Source organism: Microbacterium californiense (assembly GCF_047246625.1).
GTDB lineage: Bacteria > Actinomycetota > Actinomycetes > Actinomycetales > Microbacteriaceae > Microbacterium.
This window is the reverse complement of sequence record NZ_JBFOKQ010000001.1, coordinates 1,387,673-1,406,176: the sequence shown is the minus strand read 5'-3', so window position 1 is coordinate 1,406,176 and position 18,504 is coordinate 1,387,673. Positions and strand designations below refer to the sequence as shown.

The window sequence follows — 18,504 nt, the reverse complement described above, 5'->3', positions numbered from 1 at the left end:
CTCGGCTCGCGTTTCGCTAGTTTGACTAGTAATCTTCATGTGGAGGAGGTTCATCCATGACGTCACCCGCAGCCGGAGGAATCCGCCGCGCGAGAAGCGATCGGGCCTCCGGGCGAGCCGAGCACCGCGTGCTGCTCGCCTCCGGCGTCGACCTCTCGCCGCTCCCCGCACGCGCCGCCGTCGGGCGCGACTCCGGCATCGGCCGGGTCACCGCGCCGTCGCCCGCGCGTCGCGCCGCCGGCATCCTCGGCCTGATCCTGGCCCTCGCGATCGGCGCCTCCGTGCCGCTCGTCGCCGACATGATGGCGGTCGCCGGCTAGCGGCCCGCCCCCAGACCACGCTGTCCACCGATAAGAGAAAGGAGCCCACCATGGGACTCGACGACAAGATCAAGAACGCTGCACAGGACCTCGCCGGCAAGGCGAAGGAGGCCGCCGGCAAGGCGACCGACAACGAGCGCCTCGAGGCGGAGGGCAAGGCCGACCAGGCCAAGGCCGACGTCAAGAAGGCCGGCGAGAACGTCAAGGACGCCTTCAACAACTGAGGCTCCCGCAGAGCGAACGGGGAGGCGGTGCGATCACCGCCTCCCCGTTCCGCGTCCGGTCACTCTCCGGAGCTGTCGGCCTCGTGATCGCGGATGACGTCGCGCAGCTCCTGGTCGAGGTCGGACGCCTCTTCGATCGCGGAGGTCATGCCCGCGAGGAACCGGGTGATGATCGCGCGGTCCTTGTCGCTGAGCTCGTCGACCAGCGACAGCATCCGCCGGTGCATCGCGCCGAGGGTCTCGCGCACCTCTTCGTCGCTGCTGACGGTGGGAACGACGACGCCCGCGCGGCGGTCCGTCGGGTGCGCCTCGCGGCGGACGTGGCCGCCCTTCTCGAGCCGGTCGATCAGGGTGGTGGTGGATGCCGTGGAGATCTGGAGCGTCCGCGCGATGTCGATCGGACGGACGATGCGCCCGGCGCGCTGCTCGCGCAGCAGGAAGCGCAGGGCCATGAGGTCGGTCTCGTTCATGCCCATCGAGGCGCGCGTGCGGGCCCGCATGGCGGTCTCGGCCGCGCGGTACCGGCGCAGCATGTTGAGCACGTCGACGGTGCTGGCGCTGTCGCCGTCGGGGTACCAGTAACCCGACCGGGAGAACTCCTCGGGACGCTCCATCAAGCCACTTCCTCGTCGTCGCGCACGCTGCCGCGCTCGTTCTCCAGCATCTCGGCGGCGCCGGTCTCGACCTCGGCGGGGACGATCCGCAGCAGACCGCCGGTGATCGCCTCGTGCTCGGCCGCGACGATCTGTTCCAGTCGCCAGAGCGGCACCGCAGGGAAACGGTGGTGCAGGCGGTCGAGCATGTCGGAATACAGAATGTATCCCGCCTCGTCGAGGGTGAATCGCTCAGCCATGGCATCCTTTCGCGACGGCAGACCACTATCTTCGCATCCGGGCGCTTCATCGTTCGCATTTCACTTACCTAGGCAGCCTCGTAAGGTGCTCTTCTTGTAACATGGAGGGTCGAGGAGGTGGCGGAGCATGGCGACCATGAAGACGAAGACGAACGAGACCGGGGTATCGACCTCGGAGCTCGTGCGGTGCGTCGACGACCTCCGCCACGCCGAGTCGCAGCTGTCGCGGCGGCTGGCCGCGGTCCGCGCGCCGAACGACACCGACCGCACCGCTCTGCGTTTCATCGCCCGCGCCTCGGAGCACGCCCCGGTCACCCCCGGCGATCTGGCCGCTCACCTCGGGGTGAGCACGGCCGCGGTCACCAGCGTGGTCCGTCGCCTGCTCGAGCGGGGTCAGATCGAGGTGGCCGCGCACCCGGACGACGCCCGCTCGAAGGTGCTGCGCCCGTCGCCGCAGGACGGCATTGCGGTGATCGACGAGCTCTCCCGCCGGATCGAGGGCATCGCCGACGAGTTCACGCCCGAGCAGACGGCCGCAGTGACCCGCTTCCTGCGGCGGCTCACCGAGGAGATCTCGGACTTTCCGTAAACTTTGATTTCCGTTTAACTAGTTAAACTAGTAAAGTAAGTCCACAGCAACTCTGCGAGCGAGGAGCATCATGGGACACCTGAACTACGGAAACTCGGCTGCACGCATCGAGATGGACGACACCGTCCTCGGACACCTCCGGGCCGTGGCCGTCACCAAGCTGCGGCGCAAGGAATCCTTCGCGCTGACCATCCCGATGAAGGGTGGCGCGGTCGAGACCCTCTGGGTCCACGCGTCGATCCCCCTGCGATTCGTGATGGGGGAAGAGGTCAGCCTGCATCGGCCGCTGCTCACCGCGATGATGGAGGCGGCGAGCTCCGCGTCCGGACTCGACCTCACCGACAAGCGCATCGCCGAGGCCGCGCCCGGTCAGCCCGAGCAGCTCGACGCCCGGCGCCCCGTGGAGCAGTCCGAACCGCAGCGGGAGCGCCGCCTGCACGCGATGAGCGCCTGAGCAGCCGGTCTTTGATCGAGCGCAGCGCCCTTCGTCTCGTCGCTGCGCTCCTCGCTCAGGAACCGACGAAGGGCGCTCAGGAACCGGTGAAACAGACCGGTCCCTGAGCGAGCGGAGAGAGACGAAGGGCCTCGGCCTCAGAGGGCGGTGTAGCCGCCGTCGACCAGGTGGTAGCTGCCGGTGATGAAGCTCGCGGCGTCGCTCGCGAGGAAGGCGATGAGGTTCGCGACCTCGTCGGGCTGACCGAGGCGTCCGATCGGGTGCTTGCCGACGAGGAACTCCTTCGCCGCGGCATCCATCGTCGCCAGCAGGGGCGTGTCGATGAAGCCGGGGCCGACGGAGTTCACGCGCACGCCCTGCGCCGAGTACTCGAGCGCAGCGGACTTCGTCATGCCGACGACCGCGTGCTTCGCCGCGACGTAGGCGGGGGAGTTCGCGAAGCCGACGCTGCCGAGGATCGACGCCACGTTGACGACCGAGCCGCCGCCGTTCGCGAGGATGGAGGGCAGCTGGGCCTTCATGTTGCGGAAGACGGCGTTGAGGTTGATCGCGATGACCTTGTCCCACGCGTCGTCGTGGTACTCGGCGGTCGGCGCGGATGCTCCGCCGATGCCGGCGTTGTTGACGCCGATACGCAGCGGGGCCAGGGTGTTCGCGAGCTCGACGGACGAGGCGATCCAGGCCGGGTCGGTCGCATCGCCGACGGATGCCTCGGCGGTGCCGCCCGCGGAACGGATCTCCTCGATGACGGCCTGCGCGTTCTCGGCGTTCAGGTCGTTGACCACCACGGCCGCGCCGTTCTGGGCGAGGAGGAGGGCGACGGAGCGGCCGATCCCGCTGCCTGCCCCGGTCACGATCGCCGAGCGGTCCGAAACGTCGTACTGAGCCACGAGGGGGCTCCCATCCGGACGAGCGCGGTGCCGGGAGATCTTCTCGGACGGTTCGTCCTCTTTCCAGCGTACGCCCGTTCCACCGAGGTGGATTCACGTGCATGGAACTCCGGCGACGTCGATCCGATGTGCGCTGTCTCGTGGTGCTCTCGTGGTGGCCACCGGGTCGATGCTGGCGGCCTCCGGACGGTGGCGCCAGGTGGAGGATGTCGCGAGGGGTGCCAGACTGACTGCATGAACTCTCGCCGGGCTGCCCGAGTGCAGACGGGGCTGGCCTACGCCGCGGAGACCGCGATCATCCTCGCCAGCCTCGCGTACGTCATCACGGGTCAGCTCGCCGCACTCATCGCGTGGGAGGCCGTCGCGCTGATCTACCTGGTCATCGGCGGTGTGCTCGTGTGGCGGATGCCCGCTCGGCAGAGTCGAGCTGATCGCCGCGCCGCCGGCGAGAACCGGCGCTGGGCATGGGTGGTGCCGCTCCTCTCTAGCGTCACCGGAGCGTACTCGGCAGTCCTTGCGCTCATCGCCCGCAACGAGGCGCAGGTCGTCGCTGAGGTGTCGTCCTTCGCCGTCGCGGCGATCGTCGGGGTGGTGCTCTCGTGGCTGCTCCTGCAGGTCGGCTTCGCCAACATCTATCGCTTCACGGCACTGGAGTCGGAGGAGCAGCAGATGGCGTTCCCGGGAACCGTGTCACCTGCGCCGATCGACTTCCTGTACTTCGCCTTCACGATTGGCACGACGTTCGCGACGTCCGACGTGAATGTGCTCACATCGCGCGTCCGCCGCGTCGCGCTGGTGCACGGCGTGGTCGCGTTCTTCTACAACGCCCTGGTCATCGCGATCGCGATCCAGGTGCTGCAGTTCGTGCTCAGCCGCTGAACGAGGGATGCGCTGTGTTCGTCGCGGTGAGCATCAATGCCTTGTGCAGACCCATCCGTGCAAGCACGCTGCTCCGGATCGCGACTCCACTGCCGACCTCCACCGACCGCTGAGTGAAGTGTGCCACTCGCCTCGCGACGAGCGCCCGTTCTTCGGGTCGTGCGGCGATACCCACCGCGGGAAGCACGCGCTGGATCTGGCGGTGGGAGTGGAACGCCGCGCTGCGGATGATGCCCCGCGTCATCGTGAGAAGCGCGTTCTCAGATCGCTCGGACTCGTCCTCCAGCACGAAGATGAGAGCGTGCGGACGCCGCATGCGAAGCTGGCTGAGTATGGAGGACTCGATCTCCATCATGCGGGCGTTCATCCCGCGCTCGAGATCGCTCCTGACCAGCGACGCTCCGAAGACGAGGGTGTCCTGGCGTTGCATGGCGGAGGATCGATCGCGAAGATGAGCGATCCGGGCGAGGAGGTCGCGGGCGCTTCCCGTGATGTGCACGATGATCCTTCTCCTTCTGCCCGTCCGAGCCTTGTCTGTTACTCGTCGAAGCGCCCCGGCTGCCCTAGACGGGGCGCTTCGACCCGGCGCGATCTGTGCCCGATCGCGCCGATCCCGCCTAGCGGCGAGTCCTAGCGGCGTCGTCCCTCGCGTAGAGAGCGCGGGGTGCGCGGACCTGCCGTGCGCGCCCGATGCCCTGCGCCAGCTCGGACACACCGTGCAGGCGATCGCCGACGCCCTTCGCGGTGGCGAGCTCCATCAGACCCGCGGTGACCCGTTGCGCGGCCGACACGAATCGACGTGTCCGACGCTGGTACCGCTCAGCTGCACGGTCGAAGTCCTGCGGGGTTCGACGCAACTCCTGCGCGAGGATGCTTCCCCCCAGGAGGCCTCCGTGCGCGCCGAGGCCGGACAGTGGATCGATGCAGTGAGCGGCGTCGCCCACCAGGACGACCCTGCGCGAGTGCCATCTCGGCGCGCGCACCTGCGCGAACGAGGTGACGCGGGTCTGCTCCCGAGGTGCGTGGCGCAGGGCGTCGACGAAGTGAGCGAGATCGGAGCCCGATCCGGCGAGCAGGTCCGCGGCGAGCGGCTGCAGATCAGCCGCGTCGAAACGATGCCTCGCACCCATCTGCACGGCGGTGACGACCAGGGTCTCATCCTTATCGGGATACGGGAAAACGAGTGCGCCGAGTCGATTTCCGGTGAGCACGGCCGCGTCTGACGGGCCCTCCAGGTGACCGGGGACGTTGACCCAGAGACAGATGCGCCCGTTGGTGTGGATGGTGGATCTGGTCGACTCCATCGTCAGCCGGCGAACGGTCGAATTGAGCCCGTCCGCTCCGACGATGAAGTCGTAGTCGTCGCTGGAGCCGTTCGCGAAATGGGCGCGAACGCCGTCGAGTCGCTGCTCGATGCCGACCAGTTCTTTGCCGAACTCGGTCGGAACCGACTCTGCGAAGCGCGTCGAGAGGCGTCCGACGAGGTCGCCGCGTCGCGCCATCCTGTATCCGGTCATCTCGAACTCGGCCTTCTCCGATCCGTTGCGCCTCAGAGAGACGAGCGGATCCGGGGCGCTGAGTTCGAGTGCGATGTCCTGGACGCCGAGCTGCTCCATGATCTCGAGGGCGGTCGGATCCAGCAGGATCTGGTAGCCGCCCTCGTAGGGCGCCTGTGCCGCATCGATGATGGTCGCGTCGTAGCCGCTGCGAGCGAGCATGAAGGCGGTGGCACTTCCGGCGATGCCTGCTCCGACGACGAGGACCCGTTGACGGGCGCGCGCGAGTGGGCGGGAGGCCCGCTTCAGGGCGCGGGCGTTCTGAGCGGCGGCGGGGGACGTCGTCATGGGTTCTCCTGGTGGTGATTCATCAGTGGTGAGCGGATGCGGTGCGCTCGCGGTGCGACGGGATGACGAACCAGGCGATGACGGCAGCGGTGGCGAGAAGGGCGGCGGCGATGACGGAGGTCCACTGCATTCCGACCGTGAAGGCATGCTGCGCCTGCTCGAGGATCGCTGCGACCCCGGGCGCGGTCGCGTCGAGATGGGACGACGCTCCTGCCAGTGACTCCTTCACCGTCGCTGCGACATCGGGGTCCTCGATCTCACCGAGGTTCGCTCGGTAGAGAGCGGTCTGGATCGATCCGAGAACCGCGATACCGAGGGCCGCGCCCAGTTCATAAGCGGTCTCGGCGATGGAGGATGCGGCACCGGCGCGCTCCTTCGGCGCGGACCCGACGACGGCATCGGTCGTCAGCGTCATCGCAAGGCCCGCGCCGAAGCCCACCACCGCGAAGGCGACGATGATGCCCACCAGTCCGGGGGATCCCTCCGTGATCGCGAGGATCACGAGACCGATGGCGCCGAGCGCGAGACCCGTGGCGATGGCGCGGCCACGGCCGAGCCATCCGACCGCGAAGCCGGCGATGGCGATCACGATGATGGACGCGATCGTCGCCGAGAGCTCGACGAGGCCGGCCTCGAGTGGGCGGAGACCGCGCACGAGCTGAAGATACTGGGAGAAGAAGAAGAGCAGACCCACGAAACCGAAGATCGCGACGGTGTTGGCCACGACAGCTCCGGAGAACGCCGGCGAGCGGAAGAGCGAGACGTCGATGAGGGGGTTGGACACGCGACGCTGGCGACGGATGAACCACCAGATCGCGACGAGTCCGAGGACCACCGTCGCGGGAACCGTGAGATCGAATCCTTCGCCGACGACGTGCTTGATGGCGTAGACGATGCTCACGATCCCGACGAACGAGAGGATCGCAGAGAGCAGGTCGATTCGTCCGCCGTTGGGGTCGCGCGACTCGGGCAGCAGGAAGATGCCGCCGACGAGCACGAGGATCATGATCGGCACGTTGATGAGGAACACGCTGCCCCAGTGGAAGTGCTCCAGCAGTGCACCGCCGACGATCGGCCCGACCGCGGCGCCGGCGGTGGCGCCGGCGGCCCACACGGCGATCGCGCGGGTCCTGAGCTTGGGGTCGGAGAAGATGTTGCGCACGATGGCGAGAGTGGATGGCATGATCGTCGCCCCACTGATTCCCAGGACCGCGCGCGCGAGGATGAGCATCTCGGGCGTGGGCGACATCGCGGCGAGGACCGAGGACAGCCCGAAGCCGACGGCGCCGATCAGCAGGAGCTTCTTGCGGCCGATCCGGTCCGCGAGGTTGCCCATGGTCACGAGCAGACCCGCGAGGGCGAAGGAGTAGATGTCGCCGATCCAGAGCAGCTGGGTCGCCGTGGGGTCGAGGTCAGCCGACAGGGCCGGCACAGCAAGCGCCAGGACGGTGCCGTCGATCGCCAGCAGCAGCACGGCGAGCGTGAGAATACCGAGCGCAGCCCAAGAGCGGGCAGTCACGGGAGCAGTGGCCGCGGGGGCAAATGGAGAAGTCACATGCATACTCTACAGACCAACTGGTCGGAAGAAAAAGCTAATCGGCTTTTCACAGTCAACAGTCGGTTTGAGCGGCACTCGAAGGCATAACATCTCGGTAGTCGGCAGTACCGACCACATAGTCTTTAGGAGCATCATGGAGCTCGATCTCGACGGAACCACCGTCGTGCTGTTCGGCCCGGGCAACGAGGTCGATCGCGTGGTCCTGCGTTCGCTCGCATCCGAGGGATGCTCGACGTACGCCACACGCTTCGCGAACTCCGGCGGGGATCTCGCACAGCACAGCTCCTCCACCCGCCAGTGGGTCGCCATCGAGGATGAGATCGATGAGAGCGCGGTCCGAAGAGTGGCCTCCTTTCTCGGCGACCAGGGCCTCAGCCCTGATGCGGTGATCTTCCACGTGGACGTCATCGATGCGCTCACGGCCCGCGCCCCTCATCGTTGGTGGCGCAGCACGCGTGAGACCAAAGAGATACGACAGCGAGTGCGCAATGCCGTCACGGAGATGGTCCGTGCATCCGGATCGGCTGCTCTCCACGTGATCCTCCTCCACGGACTCGCGTCCGATGACGAAAGAACTGTCGCGCATCGCTGGCTCCAGCGCACGATGGCTTCGCTGATCCGGAGCTCTTCGGACTCGGTGCGGGTGAACGCTCTGCTGCTGTCGTCCGAGAGCGCGTCGCCCGCCGCCGGCGCTGTCGTCGCCCTCCTCAGCTCGCCCCTGGGGACGACGATCTCGGGGGCGATCATTCCGATCGATGGCGGAGGGCTCGCACGAGACCAAGCGTTCGCACTCGACTATGAGGAGGCTTTCGATGACTGATGTTCGCCTGCCGAAGGGAGCTGTTCGTGTCCTCGGAGGTGCGGCATCCCGACTGGCGATGCTCGCCGAACTCGCGCGCCTGCAGGGGCGGATCGTACATGCCGGAAATGCCGACGCGAGAGCACGCGAGGTACGAACGACCCTTGTCGTGATCGCCGAGCACTTCGACGCGGGCATGGACTGGGGTGAGTGGCATGAGCGCGCCAAGGCCACCCACGCGGCGTTCGAGAAGGAGCTCGCCTGGCTTGCGAGTCCTTCGACAGGACTCCTTCTCGCGTACACCGATGCGCGCAGCTCCCGCAGTCGGAAGGAGGTGCGGGCGGGGGTCCGCGACGTGATCGCCGGCTTCTCGCAGGTCGCTGCGACACGACCGGGGATCGAGTTCACCCTCAACGGGCTCGAGGTTCCGACCGAGACCGATCACCTGAGACTCTACGAACGGCTGCTGGAGTACCTCGCGCGGCGCTCGGCCCTCTCCAGCGGGATCGTCGCCTCGATAGAGGATCTCGAGGACCAATCCATCGCACGTGCACTGACCAACTACCTTGTATAAGGGCGAGTGGCGCTGGACGACCGTGCCCGAGTCCGATTGGAGATCGACATCATGACTGCATCCGAGGATGTGCGCGCGAGTCGCAATGCCGAGCGCACCAGAGGGATGATCCTGGACGCTGCGGTCGAGGCCCTCGCCACTCACGGAACCGGTGTCTCCTTGGCTGCCATCGCGCAGCGAGCGGGAGTCTCGAAAGGCGGTCTGCTCCATCACTTTCCCAGCAAGGATGCTCTGATCCTCGCGCTGGTGGAGGATTCGAACCGTAAATTCCGGGAGCACGTCACGGGGTTCTTGGATCTCGCGGAGAACGAGCCCGGGAAGATGCTGCGGGCCTACGTGCGTGCGCTCTGCTCCGGCGGGGAGGCGACGACGCATTACTTCACCACGGCGCCGGCGTGGGCGGGCATCTATCAGATCCCCGAGATCGTCGCGCTGTCGACCGCTGACGCTGCGTGGTGGGACACGCAGCTCGCTCTCGACGGGCTGTCGGCGGAGCGGATCATGGTCGTGCGGCACGCTGCCGAAGGCGTCGCTGCATCCGTTGCCTACGGTGAGAACGACGCCACCTACGCTGCACAAGCGGAGCGGCTGCTGCTCGGACTGACGAAGGGCGAGGCGCTACCCGATTAGTGCCCCGCCCCTCGTTTCGCGCGGCGCTACCCGATCAGCACCGCGCCCCTGGTGCCGCGCGGCATCAACGCGCGCGCGGTGCGTCGTCTGGAGAGAGATTCAAGACGACGCGGCTCCGCTTCCCCTGAGTGTGCCCGTGGTGCGATCGTGCACGACGGCGGTCATCTCGGCGGGAGTGCTTGCGGGCCGGATCTGATCCTGCCTCGAGTTCACCATCCGCGCGGCTCCAGGAGCTCGAGGACCTCGTTCGCGGCGCGGTGCCCGGACAGGATGGCGCCGTTCATGCTGCCCGAGGTCTCGTCGGCCGTCTCGCTCCCGGCCCAGTGCACGAGGCCGATGGGCTCTCGGAGGAAGCGACCGAACGTCGTCCATGCCTTCGGGGGAACGGCGGGGCTCGGCCCGCCGGGGGCGAACACGTCGTTGCCCCAGGCGAAGTCGGTGTAGTCGATCGCCTGCTGTGCCCGCTCGCCGTACAGGTGGACGATGTGCTTCATGACGCGGCGGCGTCGCTCGGCCTCGTCGTACGCGTCGAAGCCTCGTGCATCGCAGAACACCATGAGGATCCCGGGACCGTCTGCGCTCGGGCTGACATCGAAGGTCAGGAACACCGTCTCGTCGTCGGAGACGGATTCTCCCGACAGACCCTCGTCACGCCAGAACGGCCGGTCGAACGCGACGAATGCCTTGCTCAGAGCGCCGAGGCGCCACGTCCGGGCCAGTCCGCGATGCTGATCTGGCAGCGCCGGTGAGAACTCGATGTTGGCGCGGTGAGTCGGCGACGTCGTGACGATGACGTAGCGGGCCTCGAAACTCTGGTCGCGGGTCTCGACGGTGACGAGATCGTCGACCGTCGTGATGCGCTCGACAGGGGCGTCGAGGAAGACACGGTCGCCGAGGGTGTCGGCCAGTCGCTGGACGAGCGAGTGCGTCGTGCCGAGCACCCGGTCCTGCTGGTCGCCCCCTTCGACCTTCAGCATGAAGTCGATGCCGCCGAGGTTCTTCACGTAGCGCAGGGCGTGCAGAAGGGAGACGTCGCTGACGGGAGCTCCCCACTGCACGAGTGTGAACATGGTCATGAATTTGCGCGCGGTCTTCGTCGCGCGCTTCGCGGTCAGCCATTCGCCGACCGTCAGGGAGTCCCACTCGGCCGCGCGCGGATGCGACCAGGGCTCGGAGACCGGGAGCTGATCCACCATCTTCTGCAGGGAGCTCAGGATGCGCGCGATGTCGGCCATCCCGCCGGGCGACATCGCGGTCAGCCCTTCGACCTTGCGCTTGCCGTTGAAGGAGATGAGCCCCTTGCCCTGGTGGAACTGCGGCACCAGCTCGCGGCCGAAGCGGGTCATCAGATCATGAACGGCGCTGTGGTGCGGGGCAACCCAGGTGGCGCCGGCATCGACGGGGACTCCCGCGACCTCGGTGGTGAGGATTCGACCGCCGACGCGGTCTCGCCCTTCCAGGACGACGACGTGATGGCCTGCGCGAGAGAGTCGGTCGGCCGCGGAGAGGCCCGCCAGGCCGGCTCCGACGACGACGACGTCGACTGATCGAGGGGCAATTGCGTTCATGGTCGTCTCCCGAGGTGGTGAAGGCTGATGCACTTACTGTACTGACCAGTCAGTACAGTAAGTGTCATCGCCGCCATTTCCACAGCATTCACCCAGCAGACGCGACCTCGGCCAAGTCGCTCTAGCCCAGTCCACGTCGCCTCGTCGGAAGACGCCTCCTTCGACCAATCTGGCGACTTCACGGCCCTGGGGTGGCCAAGCGTTCGAGTTCTTCTCGCAGCGCTCGCAATTCTCCCTTCGATGGGGCAAGTCCCCAGCCCGCCGCGAGCCCTGCTCCGTCCACCGAGCTCGATATGACCGCCTGTGCTCCCACTCGCAAGCCATCGTTCGACAGCGCCGCCTTCCAGGCGGTGTTGTCCGCGGCCACTATCTCCTGCACGCCGGGCGCGACTGCCAGCGATGCGAGAAGGAACAGTCGCTCGCCCACCTCCTCGATACGATCGCCGTCGAGCGACGCGCCGATGAACGCTCGCGCGAGGCGTCCGGGGGTGTCCTCCTCCTCGAGGCGACTGTGGACGAGGGTGCGGAACTGGACGAGGACGTACTCCGCGAGTGCCTTCCACAATGCATTCTTCGAGCTGTAGTGGTAGATCACTGCGCCGCGTGTGAGGCCGGCCGCGACAGCCACGTCATCGAGCGTCGCCTTCGCGCCTTGCGAGATCACGACCGCTTTCGCGGCATCGAGTATGAGTCGCTTGGTGTCGTCGGGACCGCGGCCGGTCGTACGTCCCATGAATGTTGTCCTCTGGTCAGGGTTTCGGCGAATGTCGGGTCTTCCGACTCGGCACCTGCGTTCGTCCAGGCATCCTTGAACGCGAGGCGTCAACTGTACTGACGCGTCAGTCAAGATCCAAGATCCAGGATGTCAGAAGCGTGAAGAACCGAGGTCGAGATCGTCGCGTTCAACCCGGAAAGACGACGTCGTGAAGCGTCTACTCCGATCTATGGACGTAAATCACAGACAACCTCTTGACACACCCCTCTGCGGGTCTTAACGTACAACCAAATGGTTGCACAAAGAGAACTCAGCGAAGCGGAGGTCGACCGTGTGTTCCACGCACTGGCCACGTCGACCCGGCGCGACATCCTGCGCCGGACGATCGAGCACGAGCAGTCGGTCTCGACCCTCGCCTCCGAGTACGAGATGTCGTTCGCTGCGGTGCAGAAGCACGTCACCGTGCTCGAGGCCGCGAACCTCATCGTCAAGCGCGCCGAAGGACGCGAGCGGCTCGTCCGCGCGAATCCCGAGATGATCGCGCGCGCCCGGGCTCTGCTCGCCCGCTACGAAGAGCTGTGGCGATCGCGCATCGCCCGGCTCGACGATCTGCTCGCCGGCACCCCGGCGAGCCCGACGGCCGACGGCCGCCGCCCCGACAGCACCACGGATAACGCACGAACCGAAGAAGGAGATTGACCATGCCTGTCACCGATGTGAAGACGGATGCCGAGAACCTGACCATGACGGTCGTCGCCGATCTGGCGGCTCCCGTCGAACGGGTCTGGGACGTCTACAGCGACCCGCGCCAGCTCGAGCGCTTCTGGGGCCCTCCCGGGTGGCCCGCCACCTTCACCGCCTGGGACCACACGGTCGGCGGCAAGGCGAACTACACGATGCACGGCCCGCGCGGCGAGAAGGCGTCCGGCACCTGGGAGTTCCTCGAGATCGACGGCCCTCGCGCGTTCACGGTCATCGACTCGTTCGCCGATGAGGACGGCACGCCCGACCCGAACCTCCCGTCCATGCGCATGACGTTCACCTTCGAGCCGACGGCCGAGGGCACGCGCATGGTGACCACGAGCCACTTCGCGTCGGCCGAGGCGCTCGAGCAGGTCGTCGAGATGGGCGCCGTGGAGGGCACCCGGCAGGCGATGAGCCAGCTCGACGCGGTGCTGCAGGACCTCCGCGACTACGCGCAGGGCAAGGGCACGCAGGTCGAGCTGCTCGACGACACGCATGTGAGGATCACGCGTCTCGTCGAGGGCCCGCGCGACCTGGTCTGGCGTGCGCACAACGATGCCGAGCTGATGAAGCAGTGGCTGCTCGGACCCGACGGATGGGAGATGACCGAGTGCATCGTCGCGACCGAGGTCGGCCAGCCGTACCGCACCTCCTGGGCGCCGGTGGGTGACACCCCGGGCGAGGCGTTCGGCTTCGAGGGTGAGGCCCTGCTGATCGACGCCCCGAAGCGGTCGGTGCAGACCGAGCGGATGATCGGGATGCCGGTCCAGACGCTGAACGACCTCAACCTCTACGAGGAGGACGGCGCGACCCTCATCACGCTGTTCATCGAGTACCCCGACAAGGAGACGCGCGACATGATCCTCGCCACCGGCATGGCCGACGGCATGGAGACCTCGTATCAGCGCCTCGAGCGTGAGCTGCTCACCGTCTGAGAAGGCGTCGCAACACCTTGGAGGACGGATGCTCGAGCGCCGGGCATCCGTCCTTCCTCGGCGTTCCCGGCGCGAAGCCGGAGTGCGCAGGGCGGGATAAAGTTGGCGGACGATGAGGATCACGCGACGCACCCTGCTCCTCGGCGCCGGCGCCGGTGTCGTGTCGGTCCTCCTCGCGTCCTGCACCCCGGAACCCCAGCCCACGCCGACGCCCTCGCCGTCGCCCACCGGCCCGGAGCCCACGGAGGGCGTGCCGCGTCCGGCCGCCGGCCTGCGCAGCACCTGGACGACGGATCAGTACGCGTTCGGGGCCGTGAGCTTCACGCCGGTGGGCATCGGAGCCGACACCCGCTCGGCGCTCGCACGGCCGGTCGACGACCGGGTATTCTTCGCCGGCGAGGCCACCGATGAAGACGCTCCGGGCACGATGCGCGGAGCCGTCCGCTCGGGTCAGCGCGCCGCGGGAGAGGTCGCGAGCCAGGCGGGGGCCGGGGAACGCGTCGCCGTGATCGGCGCGGGGCTCGCCGGGGCGACGGTCGCCGCGATGCTCTCGCGCGAGGGTCTCGACGTGACCGTGCTCGAAGCCCGCAACCGCATCGGCGGACGGGTGGAGTCGCGCACCGACGGGTCGTGGCCGGTGCCGGTGCAGCTCGGAGCCTGGCTCTTCGGCGAGGAGGATGCCCAGCTGCTCGAGTCCCTCGGCGAGGCGGACGTCGGCGTCGTCGACCTCGCGGGCGAGCTGTGGCGCACGCCCGACGGCGACATCGACCGCGTCGACGAGCAGCCGCTGCGGGCCGCCGTTGCCGAGGCGCAGACCGCCGACGAGGACTCCTCGGTCGCCGACGCGCTGATCGCGGCGGGGGTCGACCCGGAGGATCCCGCGACCGCCGCGCTGCTGGCGCTGCTCGCGACCCGCACGGGCGTCGACGCGGACGCGCTCTCGAGCTGGTACGCCCCCGCGGTGCCGGCGGCGGATCCGCGCGCGGCTCGCGACAGCCTCGTGCCGTTCATCGAGCAGGCGTTCGGCGGCGTGACCGTCGGCCTGAACTCGCCCGTCACACGCATCGCCCACGACGACGCGGGGGTCAGCGTGCGCCTCGGCACCGGAGAGGCGCTGTCGTTCGACCGGGTCGTGGTCACCGTTCCGCTCGGGGTGCTGCAGAAGAGGCGCATCGACTTCTCGCCCGCCCTGCCCTTCGCCAATCGCGGAGCCATCGCCGCACTCGGGATGGGTGCCGTCGAGACGGTGTGGCTGCGGTGGGACGAGCCGTTCTGGGAGGCGGAGGAAGGCGTCTGGCACACGGAGGGCGGCGATGCGTTGATCCGCACCTGGATCAACCTGCGCCCCGCGACCGGCGAGAACGTGCTGGTGGGCATCGTCGGCGGGAGCAGCGCGCAGGAGTTCGCCGACCTCGACGAGGACGAGGCCATCGAGGCCGCGCTCGCGTCGCTCCGCGCCTACGTCTGAGCGCCGACCCGCTGTCTTCGGATCGGCGTGGACCGCTCGTGTCCCGCGAACGACCGGCGGGGCAGCGGCATCCTGCTGATGAGCACGAGCGCCGTCGCCACGACGACGAACGACGCGAGCGCGATCGCTGTGGAGGCCACGAACTCCGCCGGCCCGCTCACCTGCCGGAGGTCGAGGAAGTAGTACGGGTACCAGCCGATGAGCGGACCTCGGATCATCGTGAACACCCCGTACACCAGGGGATAGATGAGGGTCGCGGGGATCACCCGCCAGGGCACGGATCTGTGCCCGGGCGCGAGCGCCCACGCCGCGACGGTGCAGGCGGGCAGCCAGAAGTGCAGCACCTGATCCGACCAGGGGACGTCGATGCGGATGCCGCGGATGCCGGCCTGCCAGACGAGGATCGCGAACACGAGCCCCGCGGTGATCGTCCACGTGAGCACGAGCGCGAGGGTGACCGTGAGCCAGCGCGGGTCGCGTGGCCTCCGCAGGGCGATCACGCCACCGATACTCAGGAGTATCACGAAGGCGATGTTCGACTGGTTGGTGAGGTACGCGAAGAAGTTCTGACTCCCGATGGAGTGGGACGCGAGCCCCCACGCCATCCGATGGATCAGGGAGATGAGGCACAGAGCAGCCGCACTGAGCCGGAGCACGCCGAAGACCGTGCGGACTCTCACCGCTCGGCCGCCGACCATCCCATTCGCTGAGTCTACGGACGAGCGACGGGCCGCGACGAGAAGAGGTTGCCGCCGCGCGCGTCAGATGAGGCGGCGGAGGGCCTGCTCGAGGCTGACGCCCTGCGCTTCGGCCCGATCGCGCAGCCGCGCATGCTCGTCACCCGTGAGCGAGAGCCGCAGCTCGATCGGATCGGCCGCCGGAGCGTCGAGGCCGTCGAGCAGGTCGGAGGTCTCGGCCCACAGCGGGGCGTCGGGCGTGCGCGGGGGCGCGGTGGCACGAGGAGCGGATGCCGTGTCGGGCGCCGCCGACCGCGCCCCGGCCACGAGGGGCGCCGACGCCGCGACCGCGGCTCCGGCATCCGTCCCGCGCGTGAATCCGGGACCCCGCCGCGGCTCCTGCTTCTGCTGGTACGCCTTCGCCGCCGCGTTCGCGCGCTCGTCGGCCGCCTCGTTGAGCCGGTCGCCGGCGTGCCCCTTCACCCACGAGAACTCGACGTCGCGGCCGCGCATCGCCTCGTCGATGCCCTCGAGGAGGTCGCGGTTGAGCACCGCTCCGCCGTCGGACTTGCGCCATCCGCGGCGCTTCCACCCCGGCATCCACTTCGTCACCGAGTCGATCACATAGCGGCTGTCGCACCGGATGAGGAGCTTCTCGTCGGTGCCCGCCGTCGCGCGGAGCAGCTCGAGCACCGCCTGCAGCTCGCCCTGGTTGTTCGTGCCGTGCGGCGATCCGCCGGCCGCCCAGTTCGCGTCGTCGATGTACCAGGCCCACCCGTTCGGGCCGGGATTGCCCAGGGCGGAGCCGTCTGCGGCGGCGGTGATGGTCATCCCTCCACCGTAGTCGGGGCCACCCCCGCGCCCCGCCGGGGTCGCCCCTCCCGGGTGAGGGGTCACGACACGCCGTGTCGGATGCCGAGGGGGCGGCGTTTCGTGACCTCTCGCGTGTGGGCGGGGTGGTGTCTCCGGGGTGAGGGGTCACGACACGCCGTGTCGGATGCCGTGGGGGCGGCGTTTCGTGACCCCTCGCGTGGGGTCAGTCGACGGCCGCCTGCGGGCCGTCGTTCGACGAGAGCATCAGCTGGGGCGGGACCTCCGCAATCACGCCCGACCACGTGCCCGCCTGATCGGGGCGCGGCCCGGTGAGCGGGCGGTACTCGACGCCCTGCGCATCCCACCGGTCGAACATGCCCTCGACGCGGGCGACGAAGTCGTCGAACTCGGTCGGCTCGGCGCGCCAGGCGCGCTCGGCGAGGGCGAAGAGCCGGGGGAAGATCATGTACTCGGCTTTGCGGGTGGTGGGGATGAACTCCGTCCACAATTCACCCTGGATGCCGAGGATCCGATCGCTCTCGACGGCGCGCCAGTCGTAGGAGTACACCTCCGCGAGCTCGGTGAGGTAGATGTCGAACACCCGCGGTCCGAGCGGCTCGTCTGGCCGCGCCGACTGCTTGAAGTCGAAGTAGTAGTGCTGCTGCACCGCGATCACGACGTCGCGGCCGAGCGCGAGCGCCTCGTGCGCGTACTCCTCGTCGCGCCACGCCATGATGGTCGCGTTCTCGGGGAGCTCGCCGTTGAGAATCTCGTCCCACCCGACCATGCGCCGCCCGCGGCTCTGGAGGTGGTCTCCCAGCTCGCGGGTGAACCAGTGCTGCAGGGCGTCGGAGTCGGCCAGCCCCCGCTCGCGGATCAGGTCCTGCGTCGCAGGGTCGCGGTCCCACTGGTCGCGGGGGCTCTCGTCGCCGCCGATGTGGATGTACTCCGAGGGGAAGATCTCGATGATCTCGTCGAGGATCGTCTTCATCGCGTCGACCGTGGTCTGCGCCATGTTGAGCACGTCGAAGCTGCGCGCCCACCGCGTGAGCACCTCGGTCTGCGTGCCGGTCACACCCCACTCGGGGTACGACGCGACGGCGGCCAGCATGTGCCCGGGCATGTCGATCTCGGGGACCACGGTGATACCGCGCACGGCGGCGTAGGCGACGATCTCGCGCAGATCGGCCTTCGTGAAGTAGCCGCCGTGGGGCGTGCCGTCGTAGGTCTCGGAGAAGCGGTCGCCGACGAGCGTCTCGCGCCGGTACGCGCCGACCTCGGTGAGGCGGGGGAAGGCGTCGATCTCGACCCGCCACCCCTGGTCGTCGGTGAGGTGCAGGTGCAGCACGTTCATCTTGAGCTGCGCCAGCAGGTCGATGAGGCGGAGGGTCCAGGTCTTCCCGGGGAAGTGGCGCGCGACGTCGTACATGAATCCGCGCCAGGCGGCGACGGGCGCATCGGCGATCTCGCACGCCGGCACGCGGGCCTCGACGGACCCTGCGGAGCGGTAGGCGTCGGCGCCCAGGAGCTGCCGCAGGGTCTGCAGCGCGTAGAGGGCGCCGGTCGCTCCGGAGGCGGCGATCGACACGGTTCCGTCGGCCACGCGCAGCCGGTACGCGTCGCCGGAGAGGCCCGCGTCCTCGACGACCTCGATCAGCGCGGTGCCGTCTCCTCGCTCCGCGCGGAACGAGAAGGGCGCCCCAATCGCGGCGCTCAGGGGGCCGAGCACCGTGAGCAGGGAGGGCCACCAGGCGCGGGGCGCGACGACCGCGCCGCCGGCGGAGAGATCGGCTCCGCCGTCGGATGCCGTCAGGGCGAACTCGGCGGGAAGAGGAAGGAGCGTCATGCGGCGGGCCTTTCGAACTCGGTATAGATCGGATCTCTCGAGCAGATTGTGATTGCATCCGCGAATGGATTAGTACACTATCGGTACAAAACCGGAGAGCGCGAGGGCTGAGTCCGATCGAGAC

General features: G+C 68.4%; 22 protein-coding genes. 11 read left to right on the top strand and 11 right to left on the bottom strand.

Annotation, left to right across the window (positions count from 1 at the left end; translation table 11 throughout):
- Nucleotides 1–56: 56 nt before the first annotated feature.
- The gene (locus AB3M82_RS06705; RefSeq protein ID WP_412956498.1) at nucleotides 57–320 is read left to right on the top strand and encodes a hypothetical protein; all 264 of its coding nucleotides are present in this window, start codon (nucleotides 57–59) and stop codon (nucleotides 318–320) included.
- Between the two features lie 50 nt (nucleotides 321–370).
- On the top strand, nucleotides 371–544 hold the full coding sequence (locus AB3M82_RS06700; protein ID WP_412956497.1) for a CsbD family protein: 174 nt from the start codon (nucleotides 371–373) through the stop codon (nucleotides 542–544).
- A gap of 59 nt (nucleotides 545–603) precedes the next feature.
- Here the strand turns inward: AB3M82_RS06700 and AB3M82_RS06695 are convergent, their stop codons facing one another.
- Both AB3M82_RS06695 and AB3M82_RS06690 read right to left on the bottom strand, forming a co-directional pair.
- Nucleotides 604–1,158, bottom strand: a complete 555-nt coding sequence (locus tag AB3M82_RS06695; protein WP_412956495.1) for a MarR family winged helix-turn-helix transcriptional regulator — start codon at nucleotides 1,156–1,158, stop codon at nucleotides 604–606.
- Nucleotides 1,158–1,397, bottom strand: a complete 240-nt coding sequence (locus tag AB3M82_RS06690; protein ID WP_412956494.1) for a hypothetical protein — start codon at nucleotides 1,395–1,397, stop codon at nucleotides 1,158–1,160. Before AB3M82_RS06690 ends, AB3M82_RS06695 begins: the two co-directional genes overlap by 1 nt.
- A 136-nt stretch (nucleotides 1,398–1,533) precedes the next feature.
- Here AB3M82_RS06690 and AB3M82_RS06685 point away from each other — a divergent pair, with 136 nt between their 5' ends.
- Both AB3M82_RS06685 and AB3M82_RS06680 read left to right on the top strand, forming a co-directional pair.
- The gene (locus AB3M82_RS06685; protein WP_412956492.1) at nucleotides 1,534–1,986 is read left to right on the top strand and encodes a MarR family winged helix-turn-helix transcriptional regulator; all 453 of its coding nucleotides are present in this window, start codon (nucleotides 1,534–1,536) and stop codon (nucleotides 1,984–1,986) included.
- A gap of 70 nt (nucleotides 1,987–2,056) precedes the next feature.
- Nucleotides 2,057–2,440: a DUF7882 family protein gene (locus AB3M82_RS06680; RefSeq protein ID WP_412956491.1), complete on the top strand. Its 384-nt coding sequence runs from the start codon at nucleotides 2,057–2,059 to the stop codon at nucleotides 2,438–2,440.
- A 137-nt stretch (nucleotides 2,441–2,577) separates the two neighbouring features.
- On the opposite strand, the gene AB3M82_RS06675 is transcribed toward AB3M82_RS06680, so the two are convergent.
- A complete protein-coding gene (locus tag AB3M82_RS06675; RefSeq protein ID WP_412956490.1) occupies nucleotides 2,578–3,330 on the bottom strand; it encodes an SDR family NAD(P)-dependent oxidoreductase in 753 nt (250 codons plus the stop codon).
- A 234-nt stretch (nucleotides 3,331–3,564) separates the two neighbouring features.
- Between AB3M82_RS06675 and AB3M82_RS06670 the strand changes: the two genes are divergently transcribed.
- Nucleotides 3,565–4,209, top strand: a complete 645-nt coding sequence (locus tag AB3M82_RS06670; RefSeq protein ID WP_412956489.1) for a DUF1345 domain-containing protein — start codon at nucleotides 3,565–3,567, stop codon at nucleotides 4,207–4,209.
- On the opposite strand, the gene AB3M82_RS06665 is transcribed toward AB3M82_RS06670, so the two are convergent.
- The 3 genes from AB3M82_RS06665 to AB3M82_RS06655 form a co-directional block, all read right to left on the bottom strand.
- Nucleotides 4,199–4,708 (bottom strand): hypothetical protein, encoded by a 510-nt coding sequence (locus AB3M82_RS06665; RefSeq protein ID WP_412956487.1) that lies wholly within the window; start codon nucleotides 4,706–4,708, stop codon nucleotides 4,199–4,201. The two genes, AB3M82_RS06670 and AB3M82_RS06665, sit on opposite strands and share 11 nt — an antisense overlap.
- 118 nt (nucleotides 4,709–4,826) lie before the next feature.
- On the bottom strand, nucleotides 4,827–6,053 hold the full coding sequence (locus AB3M82_RS06660) for an FAD-dependent oxidoreductase (RefSeq protein WP_412956486.1): 1,227 nt from the start codon (nucleotides 6,051–6,053) through the stop codon (nucleotides 4,827–4,829).
- A 22-nt stretch (nucleotides 6,054–6,075) separates the two neighbouring features.
- Complete coding sequence (locus AB3M82_RS06655) at nucleotides 6,076–7,572, bottom strand: MFS transporter (protein ID WP_412956484.1); 1,497 nt, start codon at nucleotides 7,570–7,572, stop codon at nucleotides 6,076–6,078.
- Nucleotides 7,573–7,744: 172 nt separating this feature from the next.
- On the opposite strand from AB3M82_RS06655, the gene AB3M82_RS06650 reads away from it, so the two are divergent.
- From AB3M82_RS06650 to AB3M82_RS06640, 3 genes are read left to right on the top strand one after another with little or no spacing between them, the layout of a single operon-like run.
- Nucleotides 7,745–8,431, top strand: coding sequence for a hypothetical protein (locus tag AB3M82_RS06650; protein ID WP_412956482.1), 687 nt, complete (start codon nucleotides 7,745–7,747; stop codon nucleotides 8,429–8,431).
- Complete coding sequence (locus AB3M82_RS06645; RefSeq protein ID WP_412956481.1) at nucleotides 8,424–8,984, top strand: hypothetical protein; 561 nt, start codon at nucleotides 8,424–8,426, stop codon at nucleotides 8,982–8,984. Before AB3M82_RS06650 ends, AB3M82_RS06645 begins: the two co-directional genes overlap by 8 nt.
- A 6-nt stretch (nucleotides 8,985–8,990) precedes the next feature.
- On the top strand, nucleotides 8,991–9,614 hold the full coding sequence (locus tag AB3M82_RS06640; protein WP_412956478.1) for a TetR/AcrR family transcriptional regulator: 624 nt from the start codon (nucleotides 8,991–8,993) through the stop codon (nucleotides 9,612–9,614).
- A gap of 209 nt (nucleotides 9,615–9,823) precedes the next feature.
- Here AB3M82_RS06640 and AB3M82_RS06635 read toward each other — a convergent pair whose 3' ends face one another.
- Both AB3M82_RS06635 and AB3M82_RS06630 read right to left on the bottom strand, forming a co-directional pair.
- Entirely contained in the window at nucleotides 9,824–11,182 is a 1,359-nt protein-coding gene (locus tag AB3M82_RS06635; protein WP_412956476.1) for a flavin monoamine oxidase family protein, read from the bottom strand.
- Between the two features lie 178 nt (nucleotides 11,183–11,360).
- A complete protein-coding gene (locus AB3M82_RS06630; RefSeq protein WP_412956474.1) occupies nucleotides 11,361–11,915 on the bottom strand; it encodes a TetR/AcrR family transcriptional regulator in 555 nt (184 codons plus the stop codon).
- Nucleotides 11,916–12,188: 273 nt separating this feature from the next.
- On the opposite strand from AB3M82_RS06630, the gene AB3M82_RS06625 reads away from it, so the two are divergent.
- From AB3M82_RS06625 to AB3M82_RS06615, 3 genes are all read left to right on the top strand, one after another.
- The gene (locus AB3M82_RS06625; protein ID WP_412956472.1) at nucleotides 12,189–12,596 is read left to right on the top strand and encodes an ArsR/SmtB family transcription factor; all 408 of its coding nucleotides are present in this window, start codon (nucleotides 12,189–12,191) and stop codon (nucleotides 12,594–12,596) included.
- 2 nt (nucleotides 12,597–12,598) lie between these two features.
- Nucleotides 12,599–13,576 carry an SRPBCC family protein gene (locus AB3M82_RS06620; protein ID WP_412956470.1) on the top strand — a complete coding sequence of 326 codons (978 nt, stop codon included), beginning with the start codon at nucleotides 12,599–12,601 and terminating at the stop codon, nucleotides 13,574–13,576.
- A gap of 112 nt (nucleotides 13,577–13,688) precedes the next feature.
- Entirely contained in the window at nucleotides 13,689–15,044 is a 1,356-nt protein-coding gene (locus AB3M82_RS06615; protein ID WP_412956468.1) for a flavin monoamine oxidase family protein, read from the top strand.
- Here the strand turns inward: AB3M82_RS06615 and AB3M82_RS06610 are convergent.
- The 3 genes from AB3M82_RS06610 to AB3M82_RS06600 form a co-directional block, all read right to left on the bottom strand.
- The gene (locus tag AB3M82_RS06610) at nucleotides 15,035–15,724 is read right to left on the bottom strand and encodes a Pr6Pr family membrane protein (RefSeq protein ID WP_412956466.1); all 690 of its coding nucleotides are present in this window, start codon (nucleotides 15,722–15,724) and stop codon (nucleotides 15,035–15,037) included. The genes AB3M82_RS06615 and AB3M82_RS06610 overlap by 10 nt on opposite strands.
- Nucleotides 15,725–15,805: 81 nt before the next feature.
- Nucleotides 15,806–16,552, bottom strand: a complete 747-nt coding sequence (locus AB3M82_RS06605; RefSeq protein WP_412956465.1) for a ribonuclease H family protein — start codon at nucleotides 16,550–16,552, stop codon at nucleotides 15,806–15,808.
- 205 nt (nucleotides 16,553–16,757) lie between these two features.
- Complete coding sequence (locus AB3M82_RS06600; protein WP_412956464.1) at nucleotides 16,758–18,380, bottom strand: beta-N-acetylhexosaminidase; 1,623 nt, start codon at nucleotides 18,378–18,380, stop codon at nucleotides 16,758–16,760.
- Nucleotides 18,381–18,504: the final 124 nt, after the last annotated feature.

Excerpts from the sequence above, each read along its gene's own strand:
- AB3M82_RS06680 (WP_412956491.1), top strand. The coding sequence starts at position 2,057 with ATGGGACACCTGAACTACGGAAACTCGGCTGCACGCATCGAGATGGAC.
- AB3M82_RS06645 (WP_412956481.1), top strand. The coding sequence starts at position 8,424 with ATGACTGATGTTCGCCTGCCGAAGGGAGCTGTTCGTGTCCTCGGAGGT.
- AB3M82_RS06705 (WP_412956498.1), top strand. The coding sequence starts at position 57 with ATGACGTCACCCGCAGCCGGAGGAATCCGCCGCGCGAGAAGCGATCGG.
- AB3M82_RS06650 (WP_412956482.1), top strand. The coding sequence starts at position 7,745 with ATGGAGCTCGATCTCGACGGAACCACCGTCGTGCTGTTCGGCCCGGGC.
- AB3M82_RS06690 (WP_412956494.1), bottom strand. The coding sequence starts at position 1,397 with ATGGCTGAGCGATTCACCCTCGACGAGGCGGGATACATTCTGTATTCC.
- AB3M82_RS06635 (WP_412956476.1), bottom strand. The coding sequence starts at position 11,182 with ATGAACGCAATTGCCCCTCGATCAGTCGACGTCGTCGTCGTCGGAGCC.
- AB3M82_RS06670 (WP_412956489.1), top strand. The coding sequence starts at position 3,565 with ATGAACTCTCGCCGGGCTGCCCGAGTGCAGACGGGGCTGGCCTACGCC.
- AB3M82_RS06685 (WP_412956492.1), top strand. The coding sequence starts at position 1,534 with ATGAAGACGAAGACGAACGAGACCGGGGTATCGACCTCGGAGCTCGTG.
- AB3M82_RS06630 (WP_412956474.1), bottom strand. The coding sequence starts at position 11,915 with ATGGGACGTACGACCGGCCGCGGTCCCGACGACACCAAGCGACTCATA.
- AB3M82_RS06660 (WP_412956486.1), bottom strand. The coding sequence starts at position 6,053 with ATGACGACGTCCCCCGCCGCCGCTCAGAACGCCCGCGCCCTGAAGCGG.
- AB3M82_RS06600 (WP_412956464.1), bottom strand. The coding sequence starts at position 18,380 with ATGACGCTCCTTCCTCTTCCCGCCGAGTTCGCCCTGACGGCATCCGAC.
- AB3M82_RS06625 (WP_412956472.1), top strand. The coding sequence starts at position 12,189 with ATGGTTGCACAAAGAGAACTCAGCGAAGCGGAGGTCGACCGTGTGTTC.
- AB3M82_RS06620 (WP_412956470.1), top strand. The coding sequence starts at position 12,599 with ATGCCTGTCACCGATGTGAAGACGGATGCCGAGAACCTGACCATGACG.
- AB3M82_RS06605 (WP_412956465.1), bottom strand. The coding sequence starts at position 16,552 with ATGACCATCACCGCCGCCGCAGACGGCTCCGCCCTGGGCAATCCCGGC.
- AB3M82_RS06695 (WP_412956495.1), bottom strand. The coding sequence starts at position 1,158 with ATGGAGCGTCCCGAGGAGTTCTCCCGGTCGGGTTACTGGTACCCCGAC.
- AB3M82_RS06700 (WP_412956497.1), top strand. The coding sequence starts at position 371 with ATGGGACTCGACGACAAGATCAAGAACGCTGCACAGGACCTCGCCGGC.
- AB3M82_RS06615 (WP_412956468.1), top strand. The coding sequence starts at position 13,689 with ATGAGGATCACGCGACGCACCCTGCTCCTCGGCGCCGGCGCCGGTGTC.